Source organism: Prosthecobacter fluviatilis, assembly GCF_055388355.1.
Genome location: NZ_AP043782.1, coordinates 2,792,610 through 2,816,231, shown reverse-complemented (window position 1 = coordinate 2,816,231; position 23,622 = coordinate 2,792,610). Strand labels below are relative to the sequence as shown.

Annotated in this window: 26 protein-coding genes; 8 read left to right on the top strand and 18 right to left on the bottom strand. The window is 61.0% G+C overall.

Features of this window, described 5'->3' with window-relative positions; genetic code table 11:
- The first annotated feature begins 10 nt into the window (after positions 1 to 10).
- Both ACZ5WW_RS10785 and ACZ5WW_RS10780 read left to right on the top strand, forming a co-directional pair.
- Entirely contained in the window at positions 11 to 745 is a 735-nt protein-coding gene (locus ACZ5WW_RS10785) for an amino acid ABC transporter permease (protein WP_377164303.1), read from the top strand.
- The gene (locus ACZ5WW_RS10780) at positions 735 to 1,472 is read left to right on the top strand and encodes an amino acid ABC transporter ATP-binding protein (protein ID WP_377164305.1); all 738 of its coding nucleotides are present in this window, start codon (positions 735 to 737) and stop codon (positions 1,470 to 1,472) included. The genes ACZ5WW_RS10785 and ACZ5WW_RS10780 overlap by 11 nt, the downstream gene beginning before the upstream one ends.
- Positions 1,473 to 1,645: 173 nt before the next feature.
- Here the strand turns inward: ACZ5WW_RS10780 and ACZ5WW_RS10775 are convergent, their stop codons facing one another.
- Both ACZ5WW_RS10775 and ACZ5WW_RS10770 read right to left on the bottom strand, forming a co-directional pair.
- Positions 1,646 to 3,604, bottom strand: coding sequence for a hypothetical protein (locus ACZ5WW_RS10775; protein ID WP_377164307.1), 1,959 nt, complete (start codon positions 3,602 to 3,604; stop codon positions 1,646 to 1,648).
- Between the two features lie 12 nt (positions 3,605 to 3,616).
- Positions 3,617 to 4,024 carry a hypothetical protein gene (locus ACZ5WW_RS10770; protein ID WP_377164310.1) on the bottom strand — a complete coding sequence of 136 codons (408 nt, stop codon included), beginning with the start codon at positions 4,022 to 4,024 and terminating at the stop codon, positions 3,617 to 3,619.
- 192 nt (positions 4,025 to 4,216) lie between these two features.
- Between ACZ5WW_RS10770 and ACZ5WW_RS10765 the strand changes: the two genes are divergently transcribed.
- Positions 4,217 to 4,351: a hypothetical protein gene (locus ACZ5WW_RS10765; RefSeq protein ID WP_377164312.1), complete on the top strand. Its 135-nt coding sequence runs from the start codon at positions 4,217 to 4,219 to the stop codon at positions 4,349 to 4,351.
- 11 nt (positions 4,352 to 4,362) lie between these two features.
- On the opposite strand, the gene ACZ5WW_RS10760 is transcribed toward ACZ5WW_RS10765, so the two are convergent.
- A complete protein-coding gene (locus ACZ5WW_RS10760) occupies positions 4,363 to 4,653 on the bottom strand; it encodes a hypothetical protein (protein WP_377164314.1) in 291 nt (96 codons plus the stop codon).
- Between the two features lie 304 nt (positions 4,654 to 4,957).
- Between ACZ5WW_RS10760 and ACZ5WW_RS10755 the strand changes: the two genes are divergently transcribed.
- Positions 4,958 to 5,464 (top strand): DUF6702 family protein, encoded by a 507-nt coding sequence (locus ACZ5WW_RS10755; RefSeq protein WP_377164316.1) that lies wholly within the window; start codon positions 4,958 to 4,960, stop codon positions 5,462 to 5,464.
- A 19-nt stretch (positions 5,465 to 5,483) separates the two neighbouring features.
- On the opposite strand, the gene ACZ5WW_RS10750 is transcribed toward ACZ5WW_RS10755, so the two are convergent.
- From ACZ5WW_RS10750 to ACZ5WW_RS10735, 4 genes are all read right to left on the bottom strand, one after another.
- Positions 5,484 to 6,170: a lipoprotein gene (locus tag ACZ5WW_RS10750; protein WP_377164318.1), complete on the bottom strand. Its 687-nt coding sequence runs from the start codon at positions 6,168 to 6,170 to the stop codon at positions 5,484 to 5,486.
- 220 nt (positions 6,171 to 6,390) lie between these two features.
- Positions 6,391 to 7,047: an ATP-dependent Clp protease proteolytic subunit gene (locus tag ACZ5WW_RS10745; protein ID WP_377164320.1), complete on the bottom strand. Its 657-nt coding sequence runs from the start codon at positions 7,045 to 7,047 to the stop codon at positions 6,391 to 6,393.
- Positions 7,048 to 7,154: 107 nt separating this feature from the next.
- The gene (sugE, locus tag ACZ5WW_RS10740; RefSeq protein ID WP_377164322.1) at positions 7,155 to 7,481 is read right to left on the bottom strand and encodes a quaternary ammonium compound efflux SMR transporter SugE; all 327 of its coding nucleotides are present in this window, start codon (positions 7,479 to 7,481) and stop codon (positions 7,155 to 7,157) included.
- A 47-nt stretch (positions 7,482 to 7,528) separates the two neighbouring features.
- Positions 7,529 to 10,021, bottom strand: coding sequence for a protein kinase domain-containing protein (locus ACZ5WW_RS10735; RefSeq protein ID WP_377164324.1), 2,493 nt, complete (start codon positions 10,019 to 10,021; stop codon positions 7,529 to 7,531).
- A gap of 142 nt (positions 10,022 to 10,163) precedes the next feature.
- On the opposite strand from ACZ5WW_RS10735, the gene ACZ5WW_RS10730 reads away from it, so the two are divergent.
- Genes ACZ5WW_RS10730 through rpsF form a run of 4 tightly spaced genes read left to right on the top strand, consistent with a single transcriptional unit; the run spans position 10,164 to position 12,770 of the window.
- Positions 10,164 to 11,102, top strand: coding sequence for a ribose-phosphate diphosphokinase (locus ACZ5WW_RS10730; RefSeq protein WP_377164326.1), 939 nt, complete (start codon positions 10,164 to 10,166; stop codon positions 11,100 to 11,102).
- A gap of 60 nt (positions 11,103 to 11,162) precedes the next feature.
- Positions 11,163 to 11,825 carry a 50S ribosomal protein L25 gene (locus ACZ5WW_RS10725; protein ID WP_377164328.1) on the top strand — a complete coding sequence of 221 codons (663 nt, stop codon included), beginning with the start codon at positions 11,163 to 11,165 and terminating at the stop codon, positions 11,823 to 11,825.
- Between the two features lie 54 nt (positions 11,826 to 11,879).
- On the top strand, positions 11,880 to 12,461 hold the full coding sequence (gene pth / locus ACZ5WW_RS10720) for an aminoacyl-tRNA hydrolase (RefSeq protein WP_377164330.1): 582 nt from the start codon (positions 11,880 to 11,882) through the stop codon (positions 12,459 to 12,461).
- A gap of 18 nt (positions 12,462 to 12,479) precedes the next feature.
- Positions 12,480 to 12,770 (top strand): 30S ribosomal protein S6, encoded by a 291-nt coding sequence (gene rpsF, locus ACZ5WW_RS10715; protein ID WP_377164332.1) that lies wholly within the window; start codon positions 12,480 to 12,482, stop codon positions 12,768 to 12,770.
- 596 nt (positions 12,771 to 13,366) lie between these two features.
- Here rpsF and ACZ5WW_RS10710 read toward each other — a convergent pair.
- The 11 genes from ACZ5WW_RS10710 to xylB form a co-directional block, all read right to left on the bottom strand.
- Entirely contained in the window at positions 13,367 to 14,590 is a 1,224-nt protein-coding gene (locus ACZ5WW_RS10710; RefSeq protein ID WP_377164334.1) for an aspartate kinase, read from the bottom strand.
- Positions 14,591 to 14,747: 157 nt separating this feature from the next.
- Positions 14,748 to 15,332, bottom strand: a complete 585-nt coding sequence (locus ACZ5WW_RS10705) for a pseudouridine synthase (protein WP_377164336.1) — start codon at positions 15,330 to 15,332, stop codon at positions 14,748 to 14,750.
- Entirely contained in the window at positions 15,332 to 15,853 is a 522-nt protein-coding gene (locus ACZ5WW_RS10700; RefSeq protein WP_464694242.1) for a hypothetical protein, read from the bottom strand. The genes ACZ5WW_RS10705 and ACZ5WW_RS10700 overlap by 1 nt, the downstream gene beginning before the upstream one ends.
- Before the next feature lie 9 nt (positions 15,854 to 15,862).
- Positions 15,863 to 16,522, bottom strand: a complete 660-nt coding sequence (locus ACZ5WW_RS10695) for a lysophospholipid acyltransferase family protein (protein ID WP_377164340.1) — start codon at positions 16,520 to 16,522, stop codon at positions 15,863 to 15,865.
- 126 nt (positions 16,523 to 16,648) lie between these two features.
- On the bottom strand, positions 16,649 to 17,092 hold the full coding sequence (locus ACZ5WW_RS10690) for a DUF3592 domain-containing protein (RefSeq protein ID WP_377164342.1): 444 nt from the start codon (positions 17,090 to 17,092) through the stop codon (positions 16,649 to 16,651).
- A gap of 78 nt (positions 17,093 to 17,170) precedes the next feature.
- The gene (locus ACZ5WW_RS10685) at positions 17,171 to 18,838 is read right to left on the bottom strand and encodes an ATP-binding SpoIIE family protein phosphatase (protein WP_377164344.1); all 1,668 of its coding nucleotides are present in this window, start codon (positions 18,836 to 18,838) and stop codon (positions 17,171 to 17,173) included.
- Positions 18,831 to 20,042, bottom strand: coding sequence for an MlaD family protein (locus ACZ5WW_RS10680; protein WP_377164346.1), 1,212 nt, complete (start codon positions 20,040 to 20,042; stop codon positions 18,831 to 18,833). The genes ACZ5WW_RS10685 and ACZ5WW_RS10680 overlap by 8 nt, the downstream gene beginning before the upstream one ends.
- A complete protein-coding gene (locus ACZ5WW_RS10675; protein WP_377164348.1) occupies positions 20,039 to 20,923 on the bottom strand; it encodes an ABC transporter ATP-binding protein in 885 nt (294 codons plus the stop codon). The genes ACZ5WW_RS10680 and ACZ5WW_RS10675 overlap by 4 nt, the downstream gene beginning before the upstream one ends.
- On the bottom strand, positions 20,923 to 21,669 hold the full coding sequence (locus tag ACZ5WW_RS10670) for an MlaE family ABC transporter permease (protein WP_377164350.1): 747 nt from the start codon (positions 21,667 to 21,669) through the stop codon (positions 20,923 to 20,925). The genes ACZ5WW_RS10675 and ACZ5WW_RS10670 overlap by 1 nt, the downstream gene beginning before the upstream one ends.
- Before the next feature lie 16 nt (positions 21,670 to 21,685).
- The gene (locus tag ACZ5WW_RS10665) at positions 21,686 to 22,036 is read right to left on the bottom strand and encodes an STAS domain-containing protein (RefSeq protein ID WP_377164352.1); all 351 of its coding nucleotides are present in this window, start codon (positions 22,034 to 22,036) and stop codon (positions 21,686 to 21,688) included.
- Between the two features lie 15 nt (positions 22,037 to 22,051).
- Positions 22,052 to 23,554, bottom strand: coding sequence for a xylulokinase (gene xylB, locus ACZ5WW_RS10660; protein ID WP_377164354.1), 1,503 nt, complete (start codon positions 23,552 to 23,554; stop codon positions 22,052 to 22,054).
- Between the last annotated feature and the right edge of the window lie 68 nt (positions 23,555 to 23,622).

Below are 23,622 nucleotides of genomic sequence, written 5' to 3'. Positions count from 1 at the left end.
TGTCCCGAAGATGCGCCAAGCCCTGTACGGGCTGGGGCTGTTTGTGCTGGCTTCGGGGGTGTTTTACGGGGTTTTCTCTGCGGTGGAGTATCCGTGGAACTGGAGCGGGGTGTTGCGATACCGGCAGCAGTTTTGCCAGGGCTGGCTGAGCACGATGGGGCTGTCGCTGGTGGCGATGGTGGTGAGTGTGGTGCTGGGGTTTGTGCTGATGCTGGGCAGGCGTGCGCCGTGGCTGCCGGTGAGGATGGGGTGCAGCAGTGTGGTGGAGGTGGTGCGTGGGTCGCCACTGCTGGTGCAACTGCTGATCGGGCACTATATCATCGCGCAGGCGCTGAAGGTGGATCAGCCTCTCTTTACCGGGATTCTTTTGTTGGGATGCTTTGAGGGGGCGTATCTGGCGGAGATTTTCCGCGGTGCTGTGGAGAGCATCAGCGCTTCGCAGCTGGAGGCAGCGCGGGCGGTGGGCTTCAGCCGGGTGCAGACGTACCGGTTTGTGATCATTCCGCAGGCACTGAGGAGGGCGCTGCCGGGGACGACGGGACAGCTGGTGTCGCTGATCAAGGATTCTTCGCTGCTGTCGGTGATCGGGATCGAGGAGATGGTGCAGAAAGTGAAGATCATGAACGCGGCCAACTTTGCTCCGCTGGAGGGCTACCTGCCGCTGGCGCTGGCGTACCTGATTGTGACACTGCCGCTTTCGCACCTGGCGCGGCGTTTGGAAGGGAGGTTTGCGTATGAAACTTGAGTCACATGCTGTGACGAAGCGGTACGGGGCGCATGCAGCGCTGGACGGGGCCTCGTTTGAAACGGGGGAGGAGGCGCGAGTGGTCGCGCTGCTGGGGCCGTCCGGTGGCGGGAAGTCCACGCTGCTGAGGGTGCTGGGGAGTCTGCTGGTGCCGGATGACGGACATGTGAGCATCGATGCGCGTGTGCTGCCGCATGATGAGGAGGGCGCTCTGAATGAGCGGCGTGGAAACGGCTTTGTGTTTCAGGGGTACAATTTGTTTCCTCACCTCACAGCGCTGCAAAACATCACGCTGCCGCTGGTGGAGGTGCATGGGATGCCGGAGGCGCAGGCGAAGCAGCGTGCGCTGGAACTGCTGCACCGGCTGGGGCTGGCGGGGCATGAGGACAAGCGGCCGAGCCAGCTTTCAGGTGGACAGCAGCAGCGTGCGGCGATCGCGAGGGCGCTGGCTCCGAAGCCTAGGCTGCTGCTGCTGGATGAGCCGACTTCGGCGCTGGACCCGGTGATGACGGGGGAGGTGCTGGATGTGATCCGTGAACTGGCGGAGGCGGGGCAGAGCATCATCCTGGCGACGCATGAGATCAGCTTTGCGCGCAAGGTGGCGGACTGGGTGGTGTTTCTGGCGGCGGGCAAAGTGCAGGAGTCATCGAGTGCGGCGGATTTCTTCACGAGGCCGCAGACGGAGCTGGCGCGGCAGTATCTGGAAGGGTTGTCTAAGTACCGCTGAGCACGCCCGAGCAGGCTCGTGAATAACAGAAACACGATGGGTGGAGCGGGGTTTGTGTCACCGCTACGCGGTTCCACGGATTTCCCCACAAGCCTGAGCGGTGCTGTCCCGTGGGGCAATAACCACGGCCATTGCTGTGCCAGCGCCAGGCGCTTTCGGGAGACGAAAGCGCTCTAGTTGTTGAGCGCCGAGGCGGAGGTGGTCTCGGGCGTGGCCGGTGGAGAGTCGCCGTTTTTGACGACTTCAACGAGGCGCTTGATGCCATCGCGGGCCATCTCGCTGAGGGGATGCATGCTCTTGGCTTTCAGATACCAGGCGAGGGCGGAACCGACCTGCTGCTTTTCCTCCTGCTGGCGGGCGTTTTCGATGGCGGTGACGAATTCGCTGGCCTTGACGCCGAGATCTGCGCGCAGTTTGCTGAGCACGGGATCATCGGGGTAGAGGGAGGATTCCTTTTCGACTTTTTCCCAGGCTGCGGGGGGGCTGCTGGCGGCGAGTTCCTTGGCTCCGCCGAGGATGAGCTCGAGTTTGCCCATGTCCTTGAGGACTTTTTCGAGCTGCTGTTTGCGGGTGAGGTCGTCTGCGACGGCGGCGATGAAGGGGGCCTGGTTTTCGAAGATCTGGCGGTAGTTGCGCTGGCTGATGAGGCGGTCGAACTCCATGAGAGCCTGGGACTTCATGTCTGTGGACTGCATCATGTGCTCGCTGAGCTGGGTGACGCGGGGATTGGTGGGCCAGATCTCGGCGGCGGCCTTCATCTCCGCCTCAACGGTTTTGGCGTCCTTGTTTCCCATGGCTGCATTGGCGTTGTTCACGTGCAGATTGCTCATGGTCTTGGCGGTCTGGATCGCGGCGAGGGGCTTGGCGTATTCAAAGTCGTCGGAGGTAGCGCGCAGCTCCATGACGACGGTCTCGGCGCTGGAGTAGTCCTTCATTTCGAGGAAGGAGAGGAGCTTGTTTTTCTTGCGGACGAAGTCGAGGACCTTGGTCTTTTCGGACATGGGGAGGCGGCGGACACGGGGGAGGTACTCGCCGATGCCGTAGGCTTCGAGGAGGCGGTTGCTGGCGCTGTCCACATCGCGACGGGCGACGAGGTTTTCAAAGGAGACGAGGGATTCGTCAACGCTGCGGATGGCTTCGAGGGAGAGGCCGTCGATCATGCTGACGGTGGGAGGGACGCCGAAGCTGCTAGAGAGGATCTTTTGGACGTCGCTGTTCTTGTCGAGCTGGAGGATGCTTTCGCCGTCGCGGAAGAGATTGGGATAGAAGCGGCAGGCGATGACGGCGTGCTCAAAGCGGCGCTGCATGAACATCTGGATGATGAGGGCCTGAAACTGGATTTTGCTGGTGACTTCGGAGAGACCCATGGCGGTCTCGTTGAGCTTGGTGCGGGCTTCGATTTCGGCGATGCCTTTGATGTAGCCGGAGGTGCGGCCGACGGTGGCGCTGTTGGTCTGCTGATTCTGGGCGTTCTGCTGGTTGTTCTTGGTGGTGCCGCCGGTTTTGGCCAGCGGGGTGCTGTTGAGGCCCATTTCCGCATTCCATTCGAGCTGCTTGCGGCGCTCGAGCATGGCGGCGTTGGCGAGCTTGCGCTCGTTGACACGCTTCTGAGAGGTCCAAACATCCCAGACGGCGTTGGCGACGGCATTGCAGAGGCCGCCGTCGATTCTGGCGGCACCGGCTTCGGGAAGCAGGGCGAAGGCCTTCATGACTTCGGGGCCACGGAGCTGGACTTTGGTGACGGGATCGGGGGCCTGTTTGTGCGTAGGCGCCAGCAACTCCATGATCTGGGCCATGATGTCGCGGTAGGCCTGGTCTTCGGGGCCGTTGGCCTCGGGGGTGGTGAGGTAGGTCTCAAAGCGGGAGCGCATGAGACGGTTGTTGGTCACGTTCCAGATTTTGCCGTTGAAGGTGACGTTTTCCGAACCGGGGTCGGCCATGGGCATGTTGCCGAGGGCGGTCTGGGTGTCGGTCTGGCGGTCGGCAGCGCTGCCGGGCACCATGTTGTAGTTGTTGTTGGAGGTGGTGGTCGTGGGTGCCGGAGTGGCTCCGGTGCCGTTGCCGCCGGGCAGGACCTGGGCGCTGAGGGGGCAGAGAGCGGCAAGGGCGAAGGCAAGAGTAAGGCGCTTCATAACAATGTGGGGTTATGCTTTGACGAGTTCGAGCACTTTGAGAACACCGGTTTCCAAGACGAGCACCTTGAAAATATAACGCTGACGGCGCTGAATGTTGGCGCCTTTGTAATCTGGCGGGACCCAGACGGGAATGAAATTGTTGCCTGAGCTGTCGCTGACCTGAAGGCTGAAGAGGCGGCCTTCGGCGCTGCGCCAGTTGTCGAGCCGGTCATCGACGACCCCTTCGATCTTGTATTCGTTGCCGCTGAGTGCGGTGGCATTTTCCATGAACTCGCCGGGGCTGAGCTCGGTGATGCCTGTCATGGGATCGGTGGTGCGATTCATCAAAAAGAAACCACCGCCACCGACGAAGGCGAGAATGGCGATCAAGCCCAGCCAGTGGGTGGGGCGTACTCCGGATTGTGCGCGGCGTGACATGGGAGGATCGGGAAGTTTTGGGTGGAGGGATCGGTGAAAGACAGGTTAAAAATCGACGACAATCGCTGGCTGTCCAATCCAAGATGACGCAGGTTGTCATGCATGGGAGACTCCGGCAGAACCAATATCCGCACTTATCACGATTCGTTTCAGGGAATCGGATGCGGGACAGGGTGCGCGCTGCATCTGGTTTTGCTGGGTTTCATCGGCCTGGCGGCGCTGGTGTGGTGCATCAAGAACCGCGCCTGGGAGCTGAGCGTGACTGTGGAGATGCCTGCGGGAAAAAAAGCCCCGGAGGATGAGGGCGGTGGCAGGACAGAGCCGTGAGGGGGAGCGGCCTACTTGTGGTCTGAGTCTTCGATATCGAAAAACTTGCCCGCGACGCCCCATGCCAGATCGGTGCGGGGCAGGATGCCATCGCCTCCGATGTAGTAGCGGCTGAAGATGAAGTAATTGTCACGGGATACGCCGGTGCTGGTGCCTGCGGAGAAGATGGAGGCCACTTTGAGGCTGAGCGAGCCTGCGATGCCGTATTTGTTCTGCATGTGGGAGCGGAATTCGGTCTCGTTGGGGTTGGTGAGAACGAGAACGACGAGCAGCGAGATGAGCAGGAAGATGATGAGTCTCATGGCGTGTTCACAAAAAATGGGTGCTGCGGGTGCGAAGTTGCACGCGCCCACGGGATGCTGTGGCGGCTGGCCTGGGATGGCAGCTGCAGCCGCTGGCCCAAGCCCCGGTGTCTACCAAAATGCCGTGCCAGAGGCTGGAAGGCCTATGCTGACAGTGGGATCTGGGAGGGGTGGTGAAATACACGGAATTTACTGTAGCATAAGGGTTTCAGCAGGGTTCCGTCCACTTTTTTGAGCGGGCCATGCGGGGTGGATGGGGCCGCAAGGCTTGCCGGAGAGGGGTTGCGGGCTAGGATGCGCGGGCATGCGTTTTCTGCCGTTCATTGTGTACTTTGTGGCGACTGCCTGCCTGCATGCGCATGCCGTGCATACCTCGACGGCGGAGGCGGAGTATAATCCGCAGACGAAAAGGCTGGAGGTGAGCCTGACGGTTTTCATCAGCGATCTGGAGACGGCGCTGATCCGGCAGAGCGAGCGGGAGATGCGGATGGAGAAGGTGCCGCCGGCGGAGTTTGATGCGCAGGTACTGGCTTACCTGAAGAAGACGTTTGTGGTGATGGATGCGTTGGGGAAAGCGGCGGAAATGAGGTGGGTGGGACGGGAGATGGAGAAGGAGAGTGAGAAGAGCGGGGACCCGGCGGTGGTGCTATTTTTTGAGGTGGAGATGCCGGGGGGCGTGGAGGGGGCGTCGCTGAGGTGCGCGGTGTTTGGGGAATTGTTTCCAGATCAGGTGACGATGGTGCATTTGCAAAATGGAGGCCACAAAACTGAACTCCGGTTTTTGCCAAGTGAGGCAACAAAGGAACTCTAGGAGATGACATGCCTTGCTCTCACTTGTATCCCCACTGCACCCAAAGGATGGCATAAGTAAATCCCAAGCCGAAGCCTTTTTCAGCGAGGAAGGTGTCGTAGTCACGGCTGTCAACGAAGCCTTTGGAGAACCTCCGAAGAGAAGCCGACACTCCTGCAAGCTGTCCGATGGTTTTGAGTGGTAGTGCATGCCCTGTTGCTGGATGCATCAAGACATCGATCGATGCATCGATTGCATCTGCGCAACTGATCAGCCTGACCTGGATGTCGACTGGTAATGTGAATGATGAACCATCACCCGCCCCGCTGTCATCGCGTGCACGGATGTATGCAGGTAGAATGTCCACCAGATCAATCCACGCTTTAGCAAGTGCGTTGATGGCTGGTTGATATTGCGGATGCAGACCTGCATCACGAAATGCCACGGGCAAAGATGGGGTTTTGAGAGTGGCACCCGCACGAAGCCGTTCAGGGATGGTTATGCCATTCAGGTGTCCCACGAAACCGCTGAAATCCCTGTGGTGGTAGGCGGTGGTCGCAATGGATTGGAGGGTGGAGCCTTTTGCAACGATGATGGTCGGAGTTGGAGGGGAGGGGACGTCGGAGATCTCTACTTTTGGCAGCGGGGGCACGATGACCTTTGCAGGCGTCTTCCTGCCGCATCCTGACAGGACGAGGAGGAGTGCAAGAATGACACTGAAGCGCATGGTGATTGCGTGAGCGTTAGTCAGAGCGGGCTAAAACCCGAAGTTATCCGGCACCCGGATATTTAATAACGCGAATGGGCGCGAATATCCGCGAATTTACAGGAATGACGCTGGGTTGGAGCCTGGTTCGTGGCGATTCGCGAGCATTCGCGTTTGATGAATGATTTTTGGGCACAAAAAAGGGCGGGAGTGTGAGTCCCGCCCTCTTTGGGTGAATGGGTTATTTGGAGTCGGAAGGGATGTCCTTTTTGCCTTCGAGGACTTTGTCTACGAGGCCGTATTCGGCGGCCTGGGCGGCGGACATGTAGTTGTCGCGGTCGGCGTCGCGCTCGATCTGCTCAACGGACTTGCCGGTGTGGTGGGCGAGGATGCGGTTGAGGCGTTTTTTGAGGCCGAACATGTACTCGACGGTACGCTCGACATCGCTGGCGGTGCCGCGTGCGCCGCCGGAGACCTGGTGGATCATGATGTCGGAGTTTGGCAGGGCGTAGCGCTTGCCCTTGGTGCCTGCGGCGAGGAGGACGGCGCCCATGGAGGCGACGAGGCCGATGGAGTAGGTGCAGACGTCACAGGTGAGGAACTGCATGGTGTCATAGATGGCGAGGCCTGCGGTGACGCTGCCGCCGGGGCTGTTGACATAGATGTTGATGTCCTTCTTGGGGTCCTGCATCTGGAGGAAAAGGAGCTGGGCGATGATGATGGAGGCCATGGTGTCATTGACCTCGCCGCCGAGGAAGATGATGCGGTCCTTCAGCAGGCGTGAGTAGATGTCATAGGCGCGCTCGCCACGGCCTTCGGATTCGATGACGGTGGGGACCATGTAGCTGGACTGAGGGGCGATGACGGAGGGAAAATCGGAGTATTGGCTGGGGGTCATAAGAGGGAATGAAGAGGCGGGGGGGGTGGTTGTCAAAGGAGAGATGGAAGAGGCGGAGCGGGAAATGACGAATGAGCAAATCCGAATGACGAGTCCAGAATGCAGTATCAGGCGGGCGGGGTGGAGGCGAGCTTGAGGCCGACGACGCCGGAGATGATGAGCAGAATGCATACGAGGCGGGCGGCGGTGCGGGGTTCATCAAAGATGAAGATGCCGATGAGCGCGGTGCCGACGGCGCCGATGCCAGTCCAGATGGCGTAGGCGGTGCCGAGGGGAAGCGTGCGGAGGGCGAGGGAGAGAAAGAAGAAGCTGGCGATCATGAGCGCCGCAGTGATGAGGCTGGGGCCGAGGCGGGTCCAGCCGGCGGTTTGCTTGAGGCCGATGGCCCAGGCGACTTCTAGGAGGCCGGCGATGATGAGGTGAAACCAAGGCATGATAAAGACTAGACTACGCACCAAGGCTCAAGAGCAGAGCTCTTTTTTCAAAGCAGTTCGAGGGTGATGTCCTTGAAGGCGACGCTGCCTCTCATTGACTGCAGGCCGATGGTGCCCTCGAAGGTCTGGACGTAGTTTTTGCTTCCAGACGGGGTCCAGCCGGAGGGCAGAGACCACTGATTGACCTGAACTCCGTTGATCCACACGGTGACGAGGCCTGATTTACTGGTGATGCGCATGGCGCGCCACTGATTGAAGTAGCGCTCGGAGGATGATTTGATGGAGCCGAAGGTGTCGCGGCCGTCGATGCGGAGGTTTTGAGGCGCCCCGCTGCTCATTTCCACGGAGCCGAGGATCGAGCCGGTCTGGCCGGCGCTTTCGTCGATGTTCACCTCAAAGGCCGAGACCTTGCGGTTGATGATGGTGACGGGGTCAGGTATGTGGAGCCAGATGCCGGAATTGGAGCGGTCCTGGCATTTGACTTTGATTTCGAGGGTGAAGTCTTTCCAGTCGGGGGCGACGCCAGAGGCGCCGACATAGATGAGGTTTCCGGGCCGCGAATTGCTGCGGATCTCGCCGCTGATGACGGTGAAGGAGTCGGCGTCACCAATGATGCGCCAGCCGCTGAGGGATTCGCCGTCGAACAAAGAAAGCCTGCCTGCCAAGGGGGAGGTCTGCGGTGGGAGGGAGGCGCTGGAGGCTGCTTTTGCGGCACGCTGCCTGCGGCGGGCGACGACGTCTTCACGCTTGGTGCGGATGGCTGCGGCGTCTGCGCCACGGCCCTGGGAGATGACTTCCTTTTCCAAGGCGTTGAGGACCTCGATGTAGCGATCGTAGAGCGGGAGGGAGGAGGCATCCTTCTGCTGGGCGTATTTTTTTTCTGCGCTGCGATAGGCGTTGCGGAGACTGACCACGGACTTGTGCAGGCTGGCAGGGTCAATGGAGGGCATGAACTTATGCGTGGTGAAGCGCTGCTTTTCTTCACGCAAAGCCAGTGTTTCATCGAGCCGCCCGGCTTTGCTGGCGTCCAGCATGGCGCGATCGAGCGCGGTGGAATAACCTGAGCCTAAAGTGTTGAGCTGATCGGTGTAAGCGGCGTTGACGTCGCGCTCAAAAGCGGTCTGGAACTGGGACTCAAGCTGGGCCAGGCGCAGGACGATGGGCTCGTTGACAGAGGGCGCTGGGGTTGGAGGGGCGGGCCTGACGGTGACTGGTGGCGTGGCCGGGACCATGGCCGGTGGTGTGACCACGACAGGTGTGGGGGCGGGAGGTGCGGGCCTGACCTGAGGCGGTGTGACCGTGGGGGTAGTCTGCGGCGGTTTGGGCTTAGGCTGGGTGGACGGGGACGGGGTGATTTTAGGCGTGGGGACCGGTGGAGATGGCGGGGTGATTTCTGCTGTCTCGAAAGGATTGGGCGGGACTGAGGGGGAATGACGATTCACGACGAACCAGCCGCCGACGCCGAGCATGAGCAGGGCGGCGAGGACGTAGGGCATCGTGGATGCTGGCTTGGCTTTGGACGGAGGCGGTGGCTGATAAGGGTCCTGTCTGGACGGGGTGCGCTGCTGCGTGGAGCCGGGGTTGCGTGAGGAGGGGACCACGGTCCTGCCGTGAGTGTTTGGCTGCTGCCTGGGCAGCACGGCGCTGGATTCCTGACCGGAGATGGCGCGCGGGGTGGTCAAAATCACGTCCAGGGCCTGACGCAGCTCGTGGCTGCTCTGGTAGCGGTCCTCGCGGTCGTGCTCCAAAGCGCGGCGAACGATGGCGTCGAAGCGGGGGTCGATGCTCTGAAATTTCTGCGAGGGCATCTTGAACATGCCGCGAGGGATGTCTCCCGTGAGCATCTGATACAGCATGACGCCGACGGCGTAGATGTCTGCGCGGCCGTCCACGTCCGAGCCGAGCATGAGCGTTTCCGGAGCCACGTAGTCGGGGGTGCCCATGGCCATGCCGGTCTGGGTGAGGCCGGAGTTCTGATTTTTGTCCGAAAGTTTTGCAAGGCCGAAGTCTGCGACTTTGACGCGGCCTTCGACGTCGATGAGGACGTTGGAGGGCTTGATGTCGCGGTGGACGATGCCCTGCTTGTGGGCGTAGCCGAGGGCGTCGCACAAATGGGCGGTGATGGCGAGGGCGTGCTCCGGAGGGAGCTTTCCTTCGCGGGCGATCATGCGCTGGACGTCGGTGCCGTCGACGTACTCCATGACGAAGTAGAGCAGGCCGTCTGCCGTGCTGCCAAAGTCATAGACACTGACGATGGCGGGATGATTCATGCGGCCCATGAGGCGGGCCTCGTTTTTGAAGCGTTCGGCAAAAGCGAGATCCTGCCGATCCATGGCGGGAGGGAGCAGCTTGATGGCCACGGTGCGCTCAAGACTGAGCTGAGTGCCTTTATAGACGGCCCCCATGCCGCCCCTGCCGATGAGCATGTGGACCTGGTAATGGGGCAAAATTTTCTGCAGCTCCGCCGGAGAGGGCGGCTCCCAGCGCCAGCCGCCGCCGGTGGTCTTCGGCGGGGGAGGTGGCATGAAGGAATCACTCATGGCAGATCTAGGTAAGGGGTGGGTAATTTAGCAGCAGATTTACCGCCAGGGCTACGGAAATTTAACCCGAAGCACAAGCATTGAGAGACGGAATGATGCGATGGGTTGATTTCTGTGACAGGCTCGCCTAACTCCGCGCCCCATGAATGAAAGTCTGAAGATTTTAAGCGGCTCCGCGCATCCGACGCTGGCGAAGTCGATTGCCCAAAACCTGAACATCGAGCTTTGCGCCGCTGAGCTGACCACTTTCCCAGATGGAGAGACTTTCGTGCAGATCCACGAGAACATCCGCGGTGGTGATGTCTTCATCGTGCAGCCGACGTGCCCGCCGACGAATCAGAATCTGATGGAGCTGCTGATCATGGTGGATGCCGTGCGCCGTGCGAGCGCCAACCGCATCACGGCCGTGCTGCCGTTTTTCGGGTATGCCAGGCAGGACCGCAAAGACCGCCCGCGGGTGCCGATCACGGCAAAGCTGGTGGCGAACCTGCTGGTGGCCGCCGGGGTGAACCGGGTGCTGACGGTGGACCTGCACGCGGGGCAGATTCAGGGCTTTTTTGACATTCCGGTGGATCACCTCTACGCCGCGCCGGTGCTGATGAAGACGATCCGCGAGCGCGAGATCGGAGACCTGGTGGTGGTCTCTCCCGATGTGGGAGGCATCAAGATGACGCATGCCTTTGCCAAGGCGCTGGGTGCGCCGATGGCGATCGTGGCGAAAAACCGGGTGAGCGCCGAAGAGGTGGAGGCGCACAGCGTGATCGGAGACGTGGCCGGGAAAAATGTGCTGCTGGTGGACGACCTGACGGAAACCGCCGGTACGCTGACCGCAGCTTCAGAGCTTCTGCTGAAGCATGGGGCGAAGAAAATTTACGCCGGGGTCTCCCATGCAGTGCTGGGCGACAAGGGGCGGGAGCGCATCGCCAAATCGCCGATTGTGGAGCTGCTGGCCACGAACTCGACGCCGCAGGCGACGGGGGAAAAAGTCACCGCTTTGGACATCGCCCCCCTGCTGGCGCAGGCGATTGCCCGCATTCACGGGAACGAGTCTGTCACATCCCTGTTTGACACGCGGGGATAGGCGTGTATTCTCCGCGCCCTTTTTCCAAAACTTAATCTCCTCCCCTGAGGAACCCCGACCATGGCCAAAATTCTCGATCTCCAGGCAGAAGTCCGCACCCAGTCCGGTACCGGCGCCGTCAAACGCATGCGCAAAGCAGGCAACATTCCCGCCGCCCTCTATGGTCGCAAGGTGAAGCCTTCCAGCATTCAGGTGCATGGCAAAACCTTCTCGAAGCTTCTCGAAGGCAGCGCCTCGGACAACATTCTCGTCTCGCTGAAGATCGCCGGAGAAGAGCAGCTGGCGCTGGTGCAGGAAGTGCAGCACGACTACCTGCGCGGCGGCATCCTACACATTGACTTCCACGCTGTGGCCGCTGACGAAGAAATCCATGCCAACGTGCCTGTGACGATCGTTGGCGAGGCCAAGGGACAGAAGCAGGGCGGCATGGTGGAAGCCATCCACCACGAAATCGAAGTGCGCTGCCTGCCGAAGGATCTTCCTGAGAGCATTCAGATCGACGTCACCAGCCTTGAAGTCGGCAAAGGCATCCACGTGGGTGAAATCAACTTCCCTGCCGGTGTCACTCCCCGTCTGGGTGGTGATGTCGTCATCGTCATGTGCGAAGAGCCCAAGGTGGAAGCGGAGCCTGAGCCCGCTGCCGCAGCCCCTGCCGCTGGTGCGAAGCCAGCCGCCGGAGCCGCAGCCCCTGCCGCTGCTGCAAAGCCAGCCGCCAAGAAGTAATTTCCGCCCTTTTTCCACGATGTGGCTTCCGGTGCGGATACAAAGAGCAGCGGCGTGAACGCGCCGCGACTCATTGTAGGCCTCGGCAATCCCGGAGAAACCTACCGCGACACACGCCACAACATCGGATTTATGGTGCTGGACGAAATCGCACGACGCCTGGGAGCCGCTTTCCGCGAGGAAAAGCGCTGGGCTGGCATGGTGGCCAAGTTTGCAGGCGGGTATCTGCTCAAGCCGCTGACGTTTATGAACGACAGCGGCCGCTCCGTGCAATCTGTGGGCCACTTTTACAAAGCCACGCCCGAGCAAACGCTTGTGGTTTACGACGATGTCGATCTGCCACTGGGGCGTCTGCGCTTTCGCACGAACGGCTCTGCGGCCGGGCACAACGGAATCCGTTCTCTTATCTCCTCTCTGGGTACGCAGGAGTTTCCGCGCCTGAAAGTGGGAATCTCTCCGGCAGATGGCCGGCCAGCCGGTGACCGCATGGTGGGACACGTGCTGGGAAAATTCCGCCCCGAGGAGCAGGCTGAACTGCAGACGGTGATCCAGCGTGCTGCTGACGCCGTGCTTTCTGCGGTTGATCGCGGGCTGGAAACCGCCATGAATGTCTTCAACCGACAATCCGAATCTTAACCCCGAACCACACCACCTATGAACCGCAAATACGAGGCACTCATCGTGCTCGACACCAAAGGCAAAGAAGAAACCGTTGACTCCCTCGTCAGCACCATCAGCAAGGACATGGAAAAGTCCGGACTGAAGCTTGAGCAGATCGACAACATGGGCAAACGCAAGTTCCCCTTCAACCCACGCCACGTCGAAGGCGGGCACTTCATCAACATCCAGTTCAACGGCGAGCCTGCCGCCCTGGACAGCCTGCGCGCGAAGCTGAAGCTGAACGAGAACGTGTACCAGCAGTATTACCTGAAGCGCAGCGCGTAGTCTGACGCGCCGGTGTTTTTTCATCACCCCGGTTTCGCATGTGAGTGCGGGCCGGGGTTTTGTGTTTTTTTTGGATGATGGCTGGTGCTGGTTGTTCGCTTGATGGTGCGTGGCGAACCGTGGCTTGGTCGAGCCACCCGCAGCCTAGAGAACTGCGTGCGCATCCAGTCTTGCGGTAACGTGGCAGCGGTGTCTGCCAGGTGAGGATTGCAGCGGCTGATAAGGATTGATACCCTGAAGCGATGAAAACGGGTCTGAAGGTGGAGGCGCGAGCCGACGGAGGGGATCATCTTGATCCTCCCACCTGCAGCGTGTTCGCGGATGTGCTATGGCGCTGGATGAAGCGGGGGGCTGGGCTTTGTGGTGACGTGAGAATTCAGGGGCTATGCGGGAGCGTGAGGGATCGGGACGATTCCTCTCCGCCAGAGTGCTGGCTGGCCTCATGGGATGCTGGATTCCATCCATGAGACCCGTCTTCAGGTCTGCGTGGTATGAGTTCCTGCCTCATTGCATTGGGGGCAGAAAAAAGCGTCCCATCTTGGAGCAAGATGGGACGCTCGAATCGCAGGCAGGAGTGCCTGCATCACTTATGATTTTCAGGCGTCGAGGCCGAAGGCGGTGTGCACGACGCGGGCGGCGTTTTCGACTTCGGCTTCGTCCACGATGACGGCGGTCTTGATCTCGCTGGTGGAGATCATCTGGATGTTGATCTTGGCGTCTGCGAGGGCCTTGAACATCTTGGCGGCGACGCCACTGTGGCTGCGCATGCCGATGCCGACGACGCTGACCTTGGCGATGCTGCTCTGGGTGCGAAGCTTGGCCTTGTCTCCAAGGGTGGGCAGGACTGCATTGAGAACGGCCTCGGCCTTGGCGAGGTCTGCCCCGCTGAGGGTGAAGGAGATGTCGGTGATGCCATCAAAGCTGACGTTCTGGACGATCATGTCGATCGTGACATTGGCCGTGGCGATGGCGCCAAAGATGGCGGCGCTGATGCCTGGACGGTCTGCGACGTCGTCGATGGTGACTTTGGCCTGGTTGCGCTCGAGGCTGACGCCGCGGACGACGACGGACTCCATGCCGGGGGATTCTTCTTTCACGATGGTACCGGGGTTGTTGTTCATGCTGTTGCGCACTTCAAAGCGCACACCAAATTTGTTGGCAAACTCGACGCTGCGGCTCTGCATCACCTTGGAGCCGGAGGAGGCCATTTCGAGCATCTCTTCGTAGCTGATCTCGTTGATCTTCTGGGCGGTCTTCACCACGCGTGGGTCGCAGGTGTAGACGCCGTCCACGTCGGTGTAGATCTGGCAGAGGTCGGCCTTGATGGCGGCGGCCATGGCGATGGCGGTGAGGTCGCTGCCGCCACGGCCAAGGGTGGTGATTTCGCCGCTGGCGGTCTCGCCCTGGAAACCGGCGAGCATGACGATGTTGCCTTCGTCGAGCATCTTTTTCACGGCATCCGGGGTGATGTTGACGATGCGTGCCTTGGTGTGGACGCGGTCGGTGGAGATGCCTGCCTGGGCACCGGTGAGGGAGACGGCCTTGCCACCGAGGGCATTGATGGCCATGGCGGTGAGGGCGATGGTGGTCTGCTCTCCGGTGGCGAGGAGGACGTCCATCTCGCGCTCGATGGGTTCACGCTCGGGGGAGACTTCTTTGGCGAGCCTGATGAGATTGTCCGTAACACCGGACATGGCGGAGACAACGGCGACGACCTGATTGCCGGCGCGCTGGGTTTCCAGAATGCGTCGTGCGCAATTGCGGATTCGCTCGGGGGTGCCGACGGAGGTGCCGCCGTATTTCTGGACGATGAGGGCCATGCTAGGGTTGGGGAAAGGGCGCGGAAAATGGCATGGTGGCGCGGGTGTGCAAGGGGGGATTTGGGGCGGCGGAGGGGGGGACAGTGGTTGGCGGGTGTTTCCGGAGGATTGACGATTGTCGAACCATCGATTTTCGATTTCTGAACGCTCGGAGGGCTTAAGCCTGCTTTGAGGTGGGGAGGACTCGGTGCTGTTCTTCGGAGGTCAATCCGCGCCAATGGCCTGCGCTCAGGCCCAGATCCTGAAGGGTGAGGCTGCCGATGGAGACGCGGATGAGGCGGAGGGTGGGGTGGCCGACGGCGGCGGTCATGCGGCGGACCTGGCGGTTTTTGCCTTCGGTGAGGGTGAGCTCGAGCCAGGAGGTGGGGATGTTTTTGCGGACGCGGATGGGGGGAGTGCGCGGCGGGTGAGGGGGCTCGGTTTCGAGGCGGCGGGCTTTGCAGGGGAGGGAGTGGAAGTCTTTGAGGTCGATTCCGGAGCGGAGCTTTTTCAAAGCTTCTTCGGTGACGGTGCCGTCCACTTGGGCGTGGTAAGTGCGGGGGTGGGCGTGGCGGGGATTGAGGAGGCGGTCGTTCCAGCGGGCTTCATCGCTGAGGAGGAGGAGGCCTTCGGAGTCGCGGTCGAGGCGGCCGATGGCATAGACGTGCGGAGGGAAGCCGAACTCGGCGAGGGTGCGGTGGGAGGGATGCTCCTGGGTGAACTGGGAGAGGACGTCGAAGGGCTTGTAGAAGGCGATGAGCATTACTTTTGTTTTAACGCTTCCAACTGGCGCTCCAGTGCTTCACGGCGTTCCCGATATTTGGAATGAGTGGTGTTTTCCTTCAGGACACTGCGCAAGGAAGAAATGGAAATGATGATCCCGAATACGCCCATGCCGAGTGGGACAATGGTGAAAATGCCTGCACCTGCTTTGGAGAAGCCTGTGGCCATGAGAATGCAGACAACGGTGAAAAAGACTCCAAACATGGAGCCCATGATTTTTGAGGCTGGTCCCGAGGCGTCCTTTTTTGCGTCGAGCATGTGATCCATGCCCAGCTCGCGATCCAGTTTCTCAATTTCATTTTGCAGAGCGATGACCTCCAGGCTCTCGGCCATCTTGCCGGTATTTGCGGCGATCCTGGCGACTTCTTCGGTGAAGATGGAGTTGTCCGTGCGCTTCACCTCGAGGCTGCTGTGGCAGAACTGGCAGGTGACGAAGCGTGTGGTGTCGGAGACTTGCAGAGGGGCGCCACAGTGGTTGCAACGGACGGAGAGCGTGTCCATGCCGTGAGGCTAGCGGGAGCGCTGGAGATTTTCAAGGGTGGTTCCAAAACGCATGACATCTTCCAATGCGAGGCGCTTTTGCTCGAACTCCTCCTCGGTCATGCGGCGGGGGATGTGATGGGGCTTGTCGAAGACGAGGGTGACTTTGGAGAAGGGCAGGGGCAGGAGGAATTCATCCCAGGTCTTGAACTGGATGGCGTGGCTGTAGTGCATGTGCACTGGGATGATGGGCACGCCGGTGAGCTGGGCGAGCTTGACGATGCCTGGCTGTACACGGTGCAGTGGGCCGCGCGGGCCATCGGGAGTGATGCCGATCTCGTAGCCTTCGCGTGCCTTGGCCGCGAGGGCGATGAGGGCGCTCATGCCTTTCTCGGGCTTGGAACTGGAGCCGCGCTCGGCCTCGATGCCGAAGCTGGCGCAGACATCGGCGATGATCTGGCCGTCTCCGCTGGGGCTGGTGAGGATGGTGCCGGGGACGTTGGCGAACCACTCATGGTGCAGCCAGGGGATGAGGAACATGCGGTTGTGCCAGAAGGACCAGATCCAGCCTTTGCGCGTGGCGTCAAAAACTCCGGCGTCATCGCGCACTTCCCAGCGCAGGGTGGTGCCGATGCAGCGCATGATTCCTGCGATGATTTTGCCGGCTGACTTGATGCGGATTTTGGCCATGGGAGGGAAGTCACTGCATGGCGGTGTTCTGATCTGTGGTCAAGGTGCGGGATGTTTCTTCCGGGCATGAAAAAGGCGGGAGAAACCTCCCGCCGTGGCAGATGAGATGGGCCAATGCAGGCGCAGCTACTTCTTGAAGAAGAACATGCCAATCGAAGTACACAAGCCGATGGCGAAGGCCCCGATGCCTACACCGAACATGGCTGTCATGTCCGTGGAGCCGCCGACGACAATGGCGCTGTCCTGGATGGCAGAGGGAAGATAGCGTACTTTGACCGCAGGATCGGTGACCGCGGTGTCGCTGGCGTGAGCGGAGAAAAAGTTGGAGGTGACCTGGAAGGTCTGCTTCACCGGGGAGGCATTCTGCGGGGTGTAGGAGACATCAAACTTGTAGCTGCTGGAGCGCCGCCCTTTTTTCCACTCTCCTCCCTCGATAATGCCATCCACCGTGACGCCGTCCTTGTCGAGCGCGGCCAGGCGTTCCTTGTCCTTGTGGCCGTTGTAGGTGAGGATGGGACCTGCAATGATGGCAATGACTGCGAGCAGTTTGATTTTGGTCGGTGTTTCCATGTGATTTTGTGGAATTAGGCTGCCGTTTTATCCAAATCAAACGCAGGGGTCAATACGATTACCGCTATATGCAATTTCTTACAAATGCTTGACCAGCTCGATGACGGAGCGCCCTTCCTCACGGCGGAAATCCACGCGGTCGAAGATCTCGCTGATGACGTGAAGGCCAAGGCCGCCGATGCGGCATTCGATGGAGGGCGGTGCCACGAGCTTCTGAAAATCCTCATTGGTGATGCCTGCGCCGTAATGCTCAATGAGGATGCGAACAGCGCCAGCGGACGACTCCATGCGGCAGGCTGCCGTGCGTTCGGAGCTGGAGGAGCAGTAGGCATATTTGCAGATGTTGCTCATCACCTCGTCACAGCCGAGCACGAGGAGGCCGGTGAATTCGTCGTTGAGGCCATGGTAGGCGGACCAGGTCTCGATGAACTGGCGGACGAGGCGCAGGGTGTCGGGGTGGCAGGAGAGGGCGAGTTCATCCGGTGCGGGCGGGGAGTGGTCAGTGATGGCAAGAATGGTGGCGTCATCCTGGTAGCTGGAGCCTCTGGCGAAAGTGAGCCACTGACTGACGAGGTGTGGCAAAAAGCCCTCACCGCCGCCGGCTTCCTGCAGGGTGGCGGCGAAGGCCCTGTCCTCAAAGTATTCGCCTGCGCTGTTCTGGACTTCGAGAATGCCGTCGGTGTAGAGCATCCACTGACGGCCGGTGCTGAGAGGGAGCGAAGTCTCCGAGTAGCGTGCGGCGCAGGAGATGCCGAGGGGGGCATTGCCTGGAGTGGCGACTTCCCGCCAGGCTTTGCCATCGAACACCTGAGCGCCGGGCAGGCCTGCACAGCAGAGCCACACGCGGCGAGACTTTGGGCACACGAGCATGGCGTTGATGGCGATGAAGCGGCCCGCCTTCATGACGCCGCAGAGGCGCTTGTTCAAAGTCGCCATCCATTCGGCGAGGTTCATCGTGGCACACAGGTGGGCAGTGGAGGCGATGAGGGTGGTGCCGCGCGCCATGTCGAGTGCGGCGGGCAGGCCCTTGCCGCAGACGTCGCCGACGCCGAGAAGGATCTTGCCGTCATCAATCTGATGCCAGAAATAGAAGTCGCCGCCGACTTCGCTGGCGGGCTCGTAGAAAGTCTCGACTGCGACCTCTCCGAGGCGCACCTGGGGAGAGGGGAGAAATGAGTTTTGGATTTCCGAGGCGAGGGAGAGCTGCTGCCGGGTTTCAGCTTCCTGGATGGCTTTTTTCTGTGATTCGAGCCGCATCAAGGTCACGGCAATGAGGCTGCCGAAAGTCTCGAACATCTCGACGTCCTGAGGGGTAAAGGATGAGCCGTGATTGGGATTGATCGCCTGCATGACACCGAGGCAGCGGTCGCCATCGAGAAGGGGGATGGTGACCATGGCACGGGTGACGAGGTCTGACTGATCGGAGGCCGGTCTGAAGTGACGAGGGTCGCTGAGGGCGTCTTCGATGTTGACGGCTTTTTTGGTGGAAAAGACGTCTCCGGCGATGCCCTTGCCCTTGGGGACACGGACCTCCATGGCATTGATGGGGTCAAGGGTTGAGCGGATGAGGAGGTCTTCGCTGGGGCCGTCTGGGAGGAGGACAGAGCAGACTTCACAGTCCATGACCTCGCGGGAGCGCTGGAGGATATGATCGACGAGCTCGACGAGGTTCTGTGTGCTGCTGAGACGGCGTGCCACGTCGAGCAGGACGCTCTGGCGTGAGGCGATGGGCTGGGGGTTACTCATTGCGTTTGAAGAAGTTGAGAAGTCCTTTCTTCTTGTCTTCAGGGGAGGCGCTCTCTGGGGGCATGGGGCCGGAGGCGGCGGGTTTGGATTTTGAGTCGAGTTCTTTGATACGGACGGGGTAGGGGGTGTGGGTGCGGCGCATGTGCTCGATGATCTGCTCCTTGGTGGGGACTTCGTTTTCCTTGCTGCCAAAGATCAGGCGGCTGGGTTTTCCCGCGAGAGTGCCGGTGATGTACTCGCCCCAGACGACGAGGGCGTTCATTTCTTCGACGAGGGTGTTGATCTTGCGCATGGTGGTGTCGAGGTGCTTTTCGAGCCCCGGGCCGGAGGCGTCTTCACCGCCGCCGAGCATTTTGTGGAGATCGGTGGTGATGTCATCCAGGCGTGTTTTCAGGCCGGGCCTGCCGTCCGGTGTGCCAGCGATGGTCTGATGGAGCTCCTTGGAAAAGCTTTCGAGGTTGGCAAGGATGGTGTCTGCGCGGCTGGCGAGGCCTTTGTCTGCCGCGCCCTTGGGGCCTTTGACGAGTTCCTGGATGCCTGTGGCGGTTTCTTCGAGCTTGTCGGCCACGGCATGGATCTTCTGGCCGAAGCCGGGTGTTTTGCCGTCGCCCGCGAAGGTGGTTTTCAGCTGCTGGGTGAAGGCTTCGATGTTGGCCAGCGAGTCGGTGATTTTTTGAGAGGCGTCTCCCTGTCCAAGAGGGCCGGTGATTTTTTTGAGGTCGGCGGTGATGTCCCTGAGATTGGCAAAAATGGCGTCGCCGCCGGGCAGCATCATTTCCAGCATGCTGCCGAGGCTGGTGGAGGTGAGCTGGGCACCGTCTGCCAGCAGACCCTCTTCGTCGTCCTGGCGAATGAGGGCGATGTGCTTTTCACCGAGGATGGATTCGGCGCTGATGATGACTTTGAGCCTGGAGGGAATGGGGGCGGGTTTGAAGACTTCGATGTGAACGCGAACGGTGTTGCTCTGAAGAATGCGGTCTGCGGGGGGCAGGTGTTCGATGCGTTCAACGACGCCGATTTTGTCGCCTGCGAAGAGGACGGTGGTGTTGCGATGAATGCCGGTGACGTCGGCAAAATCGACGGAAAAATGGAGGCGGGGTTTGCGCCAGGGATCGCCCGAGACTGCGAAGACCAGCGCGCCGAGCAGGATCAGGGAGCACAGCATGACCAGGGTGGCCACGGCGGCATCTTGCTTGTTTTTCATGGCTTGGAGGAGTGGATGGCAGAACGTGAATACATGCCGGTATCATTGAGGCCCAGGAGGGCGTCGCGGTAGAGGACCTCGCCTGAGTCGTCGCCGCTGTGGCCCTGGGGATCTCCGTTGATGAACTGCTGAACGGCGGGGTGAGGATGTGCGCGAATTTCTGCGGGGGTGCCTGCGGCAAGGATCTTTCCCTGATGTGCGCCGGTGCCGAGCATGATGATGCGGGTGCCGATACGGAAGACGCTGTTCATGTCGTGGGTGACGACGACGACGGTGGCGCCGATTTTCTGAGTGAGCCGCTGGGTGAGCTCATCGACGACGGCGGTCATGACGGGGTCGAGTCCGGCAGTGGGCTCGTCGCTGAAGACAAGGGGCGGGTCCAAGGCGAGAGCGCGGGCGAGGGCGGCGCGCTTTTTCATGCCGCCGCTGATCTCGGAGGGTTTTTTGTGGCCGTGGCCGGTGAGACCGACCTGCTCGAGCTTCATTTTGACGACGGTGTCGATGAGGCCGGCGTCGAGCTGCGTGTGTTCATGCAGAGGCAGTGCGACGTTTTCTGCGACAGTGAGAGACTGAAGGAGAGCGCCGGACTGGAAGAGCATGCCGTAGCGGCCGCGGAGCTTGTGCATTGCGTCCGGGTGCATGGAGGTGATCTCCTGGCCGAAGATTTTGATGCTGCCGGAGGTGGGCTTTTCGGTGCCGATGAGGTGGCGCAGGAGGGTGCTCTTGCCGCAGCCGCTGCCGCCCATGATGATGAAGGTGTCCCCGGCGTAAACTTTGAAGCTGACGCCGTCGAGAACCTTTTGCCGACCGAAATAGCGCACGAGCGAATCGACCTCGATGATCGGTTCGCCGCCGGAGGGATCTGGAGGAACGGCGTGCATCAGAAAAAGAACAGCGCGGTGAGGAGGGCGTTGGCGATGAAAACGCTGAGCAGAGAGATGACGACAGAGCGCGTGGTGGCGAGGCCGACGCCCTCGGCCCCGCCGGAGACATTGAGGCCGATGCTGCTGGCGATGGTGACGATGAGGATGCCGAAGACGCCGCTTTTGAGCATGCTGATGCCTACATCGCGCAAAGCGATGTAATGCAGAGCATGATTCACGAAGTAGGCGGTGGACATGTGAAGGGAGAAGTGGCCGATGAGCCAGCCACCGGCGAGCCCGACGTAGATGCTGAAGACGGTGAGCAATGGGAGCATGATGACCATGGCGAGGAAACGCGGGACAATGAGCCAGGACATGGGAGAGATGGCCATGACCTCGAGAGCCTCGATCTCCTCCGAGACCTTCATGGTGCCAAGCTCTGCGGTGACTGCGGAGCCGCTGCGACCGATGACGATGACCGCGGTGACGAGGGGGGCGAGCTCGCGCACGAGGCTGGAGGACACGAGGCCGGGAACGAAAACCGTGGCGCCCATCTTGGCAAGCTGGGCTGCCGACTGCATGGCGAGCACCACGCCGATGGTCAGGGCGGTGAGCGCAGACATGGGGACGGCGTGCACGCCGATGCGCACGAGCTGGGCAAAGGTATGACCGATACGCCAGCCCCTGCCTCGAAACGGGGCGATGAACAGCCAGTAGAGCAGGCTTCCGCACAGTCCGAAGTATTGGCGGAACGCTTCGTTCATGGGCGGGGGAGAGGGACTAACGTTTGCTTGTCAGGTCAGCGGCGTCGAGAGCGGCCTCCACGGTGGGCAGGTGGGTGATGAAGTCGCCCAGGCGAACGATTTTGAAAGAGGCATCCACACGGCCCTGGATGCCGGTCAGTGCAAATTCCGTGCCTGCGCTGCTGGCGTGCTGAAAGTACTCCACCACAACCGCCCAGACGGGGGTGTTGACGAAGGTGACCTTGGCGAAGTCAATGATGAGCCGCCTGACGCCGGCCTTCATCTGCTCGCGCACGACTTTCTGGAATTCGGGGACGGTCGCCAGATCGGCCTCGCCCTCAAGTTCGATGACGACGGCGTTTGGGTGTGTGCGGACGGTTGGTTTCATGAAGAAGTCAGGCGTTTAGAGCCAGCCGGTTTGGTTGAGACGGCCGGTGAGCTCCATCTGGCGCTCAAGCTGTGCGGCATAGAGAGCGGCATTTTCGGGGTTGGGTTTGCAGCGTGTGGACTCATCCAGAGTGACGAGCCGCGCGCAGAGCTGCTCGTAGCTGATGCGTTCAGCGCCGCCCTGGTTGGAGTGGGCGTAGGCGGCCTGGATGGCTCCGCCGAGGGCGGCACCTTCGCTGGTGCTGAGGGTGACGACTTCGGCATTGAAGCAGTCTGCGGCGATCTGACGCCAGACGCTGCTTTTGCTGCCGCCGCCGGTGAGGCGGATTTCGGTCGGGTTCATGCCGAGATCGCGGAAGCGCTTGAGACCGTAGGCGAGGCCGAGGGTGGCGCCCTCAACGGCGGCACGGGCGATGTTTGCCGGGGCCATGTTGGTGGGACGGAGGCCATGGATGACGCCGGTGCCATTGGGGAGGTTGGGGGTGCGCTCGCCGTTGAGGTAAGGCAGGAACATGACGCCATCGGCACCGACGGGGGCGGTTTTGACGGCGGCCTCGAGCTGGCTCAGATCCCATTGGAACATCTCGCGCACCTGCTCGGTGACGACGGTGACGTTCATGGTGCAGACGAGCGGGAGCCATTGATCTGTGCTGTCGCAGAAGGCGGCGACTTCGCCCTGACCATCGACGACGGGAGAGCCGGCCACTCCGTAGAGGGTGCCGCTGGTGCCGAAGCTGGCGGTGACGACGCCGGGCTTGATGTTGCCTGTGCCGATGGCGCCCATCATGTTGTCGCCGCCGCCGGCGCTGATGATGACATCGGAGTTCAGGCCCCACTTGACGGCGAGGTCCTTGCGGATGGTGCCGTGGACGGATTTGGAAGAGCCGAGCGGAGGCAGCATGGCGCGCACGGAGGGATCGATGTAATCACAGATTTCATAGGCCCACTGGCGGGTGTTCACGTTGAGGATGCCCATGCCGGAGGCGTCTCCGTATTCCATGCGCTTCACGCCGCTGAGCCAGAAGTTGATGTAATCGTGGGGGAGCAGGATGGTCTTCGTCTTTGCGAAGTTCTCCGGTTCGTTTTGCTTGAGCCAGAGCAGCTTGGGGATGGTGTAACCGGGCAGCATGGCATTGCCGGCGAGGGCGATGACGCCGGGCTGGCCGCCGAACTGATGGGCGATCTCGGCGCACTGAGCCTGGGTGGAGGTGTCACACCAGAGCTTGGCGGGACGCACGGGCCTGTCGTCCGCCCCCAGTGGCACGAGTCCATGCTGCTGGCCGCTGACGCCGATGCCGGCGATCTTGGTCCTGTCCTTGCCGATCTGCTCCAGGCACTGCTGCACGGAGGCGTCCACCGCGTCGATCCATGACTGCGGGTCCTGCTCCAGATGGCCTGGGGGCAGGCCGTCAATCAATTCATAGGAGCTGTGGCCGGCGGCCACGATTTTGCCCGAGTCGAGGTCGAGGACGATGGCCTTGGTGCTTTGCGTGCCGCTGTCGATGCCGAGGAAATACATGGGTGGGGGAGCTAGGTTGGAGTCGGCGAAAGGTTTACGGTGGGGACGGAGGGCAGGTCAAGAGGGCA

Coding starts and splice junctions, on each gene's coding strand:
- ACZ5WW_RS10785 (WP_377164303.1), top strand. CDS start 11: ATGCGCCAAGCCCTGTACGGGCTGGGGCTGTTTGTGCTGGCTTCGGGG.
- ACZ5WW_RS10780 (WP_377164305.1), top strand. CDS start 735: ATGAAACTTGAGTCACATGCTGTGACGAAGCGGTACGGGGCGCATGCA.
- ACZ5WW_RS10775 (WP_377164307.1), bottom strand. CDS start 3,604: ATGAAGCGCCTTACTCTTGCCTTCGCCCTTGCCGCTCTCTGCCCCCTC.
- ACZ5WW_RS10770 (WP_377164310.1), bottom strand. CDS start 4,024: ATGTCACGCCGCGCACAATCCGGAGTACGCCCCACCCACTGGCTGGGC.
- ACZ5WW_RS10760 (WP_377164314.1), bottom strand. CDS start 4,653: ATGAGACTCATCATCTTCCTGCTCATCTCGCTGCTCGTCGTTCTCGTT.
- ACZ5WW_RS10755 (WP_377164316.1), top strand. CDS start 4,958: ATGCGTTTTCTGCCGTTCATTGTGTACTTTGTGGCGACTGCCTGCCTG.
- ACZ5WW_RS10750 (WP_377164318.1), bottom strand. CDS start 6,170: ATGCGCTTCAGTGTCATTCTTGCACTCCTCCTCGTCCTGTCAGGATGC.
- ACZ5WW_RS10745 (WP_377164320.1), bottom strand. CDS start 7,047: ATGACCCCCAGCCAATACTCCGATTTTCCCTCCGTCATCGCCCCTCAG.
- sugE (WP_377164322.1), bottom strand. CDS start 7,481: ATGCCTTGGTTTCACCTCATCATCGCCGGCCTCCTAGAAGTCGCCTGG.
- ACZ5WW_RS10735 (WP_377164324.1), bottom strand. CDS start 10,021: ATGAGTGATTCCTTCATGCCACCTCCCCCGCCGAAGACCACCGGCGGC.
- ACZ5WW_RS10730 (WP_377164326.1), top strand. CDS start 10,164: ATGAATGAAAGTCTGAAGATTTTAAGCGGCTCCGCGCATCCGACGCTG.
- ACZ5WW_RS10725 (WP_377164328.1), top strand. CDS start 11,163: ATGGCCAAAATTCTCGATCTCCAGGCAGAAGTCCGCACCCAGTCCGGT.
- rpsF (WP_377164332.1), top strand. CDS start 12,480: ATGAACCGCAAATACGAGGCACTCATCGTGCTCGACACCAAAGGCAAA.
- ACZ5WW_RS10710 (WP_377164334.1), bottom strand. CDS start 14,590: ATGGCCCTCATCGTCCAGAAATACGGCGGCACCTCCGTCGGCACCCCC.
- ACZ5WW_RS10705 (WP_377164336.1), bottom strand. CDS start 15,332: ATGCTCATCGCCTTCTACAAGCCCTTCGACGTCCTCTCCCAGTTCACC.
- ACZ5WW_RS10700 (WP_464694242.1), bottom strand. CDS start 15,853: ATGGACACGCTCTCCGTCCGTTGCAACCACTGTGGCGCCCCTCTGCAA.
- ACZ5WW_RS10695 (WP_377164340.1), bottom strand. CDS start 16,522: ATGGCCAAAATCCGCATCAAGTCAGCCGGCAAAATCATCGCAGGAATC.
- ACZ5WW_RS10690 (WP_377164342.1), bottom strand. CDS start 17,092: ATGGAAACACCGACCAAAATCAAACTGCTCGCAGTCATTGCCATCATT.
- ACZ5WW_RS10685 (WP_377164344.1), bottom strand. CDS start 18,838: ATGAGTAACCCCCAGCCCATCGCCTCACGCCAGAGCGTCCTGCTCGAC.
- ACZ5WW_RS10680 (WP_377164346.1), bottom strand. CDS start 20,042: ATGAAAAACAAGCAAGATGCCGCCGTGGCCACCCTGGTCATGCTGTGC.
- ACZ5WW_RS10675 (WP_377164348.1), bottom strand. CDS start 20,923: ATGCACGCCGTTCCTCCAGATCCCTCCGGCGGCGAACCGATCATCGAG.
- ACZ5WW_RS10670 (WP_377164350.1), bottom strand. CDS start 21,669: ATGAACGAAGCGTTCCGCCAATACTTCGGACTGTGCGGAAGCCTGCTC.
- ACZ5WW_RS10665 (WP_377164352.1), bottom strand. CDS start 22,036: ATGAAACCAACCGTCCGCACACACCCAAACGCCGTCGTCATCGAACTT.
- xylB (WP_377164354.1), bottom strand. CDS start 23,554: ATGTATTTCCTCGGCATCGACAGCGGCACGCAAAGCACCAAGGCCATC.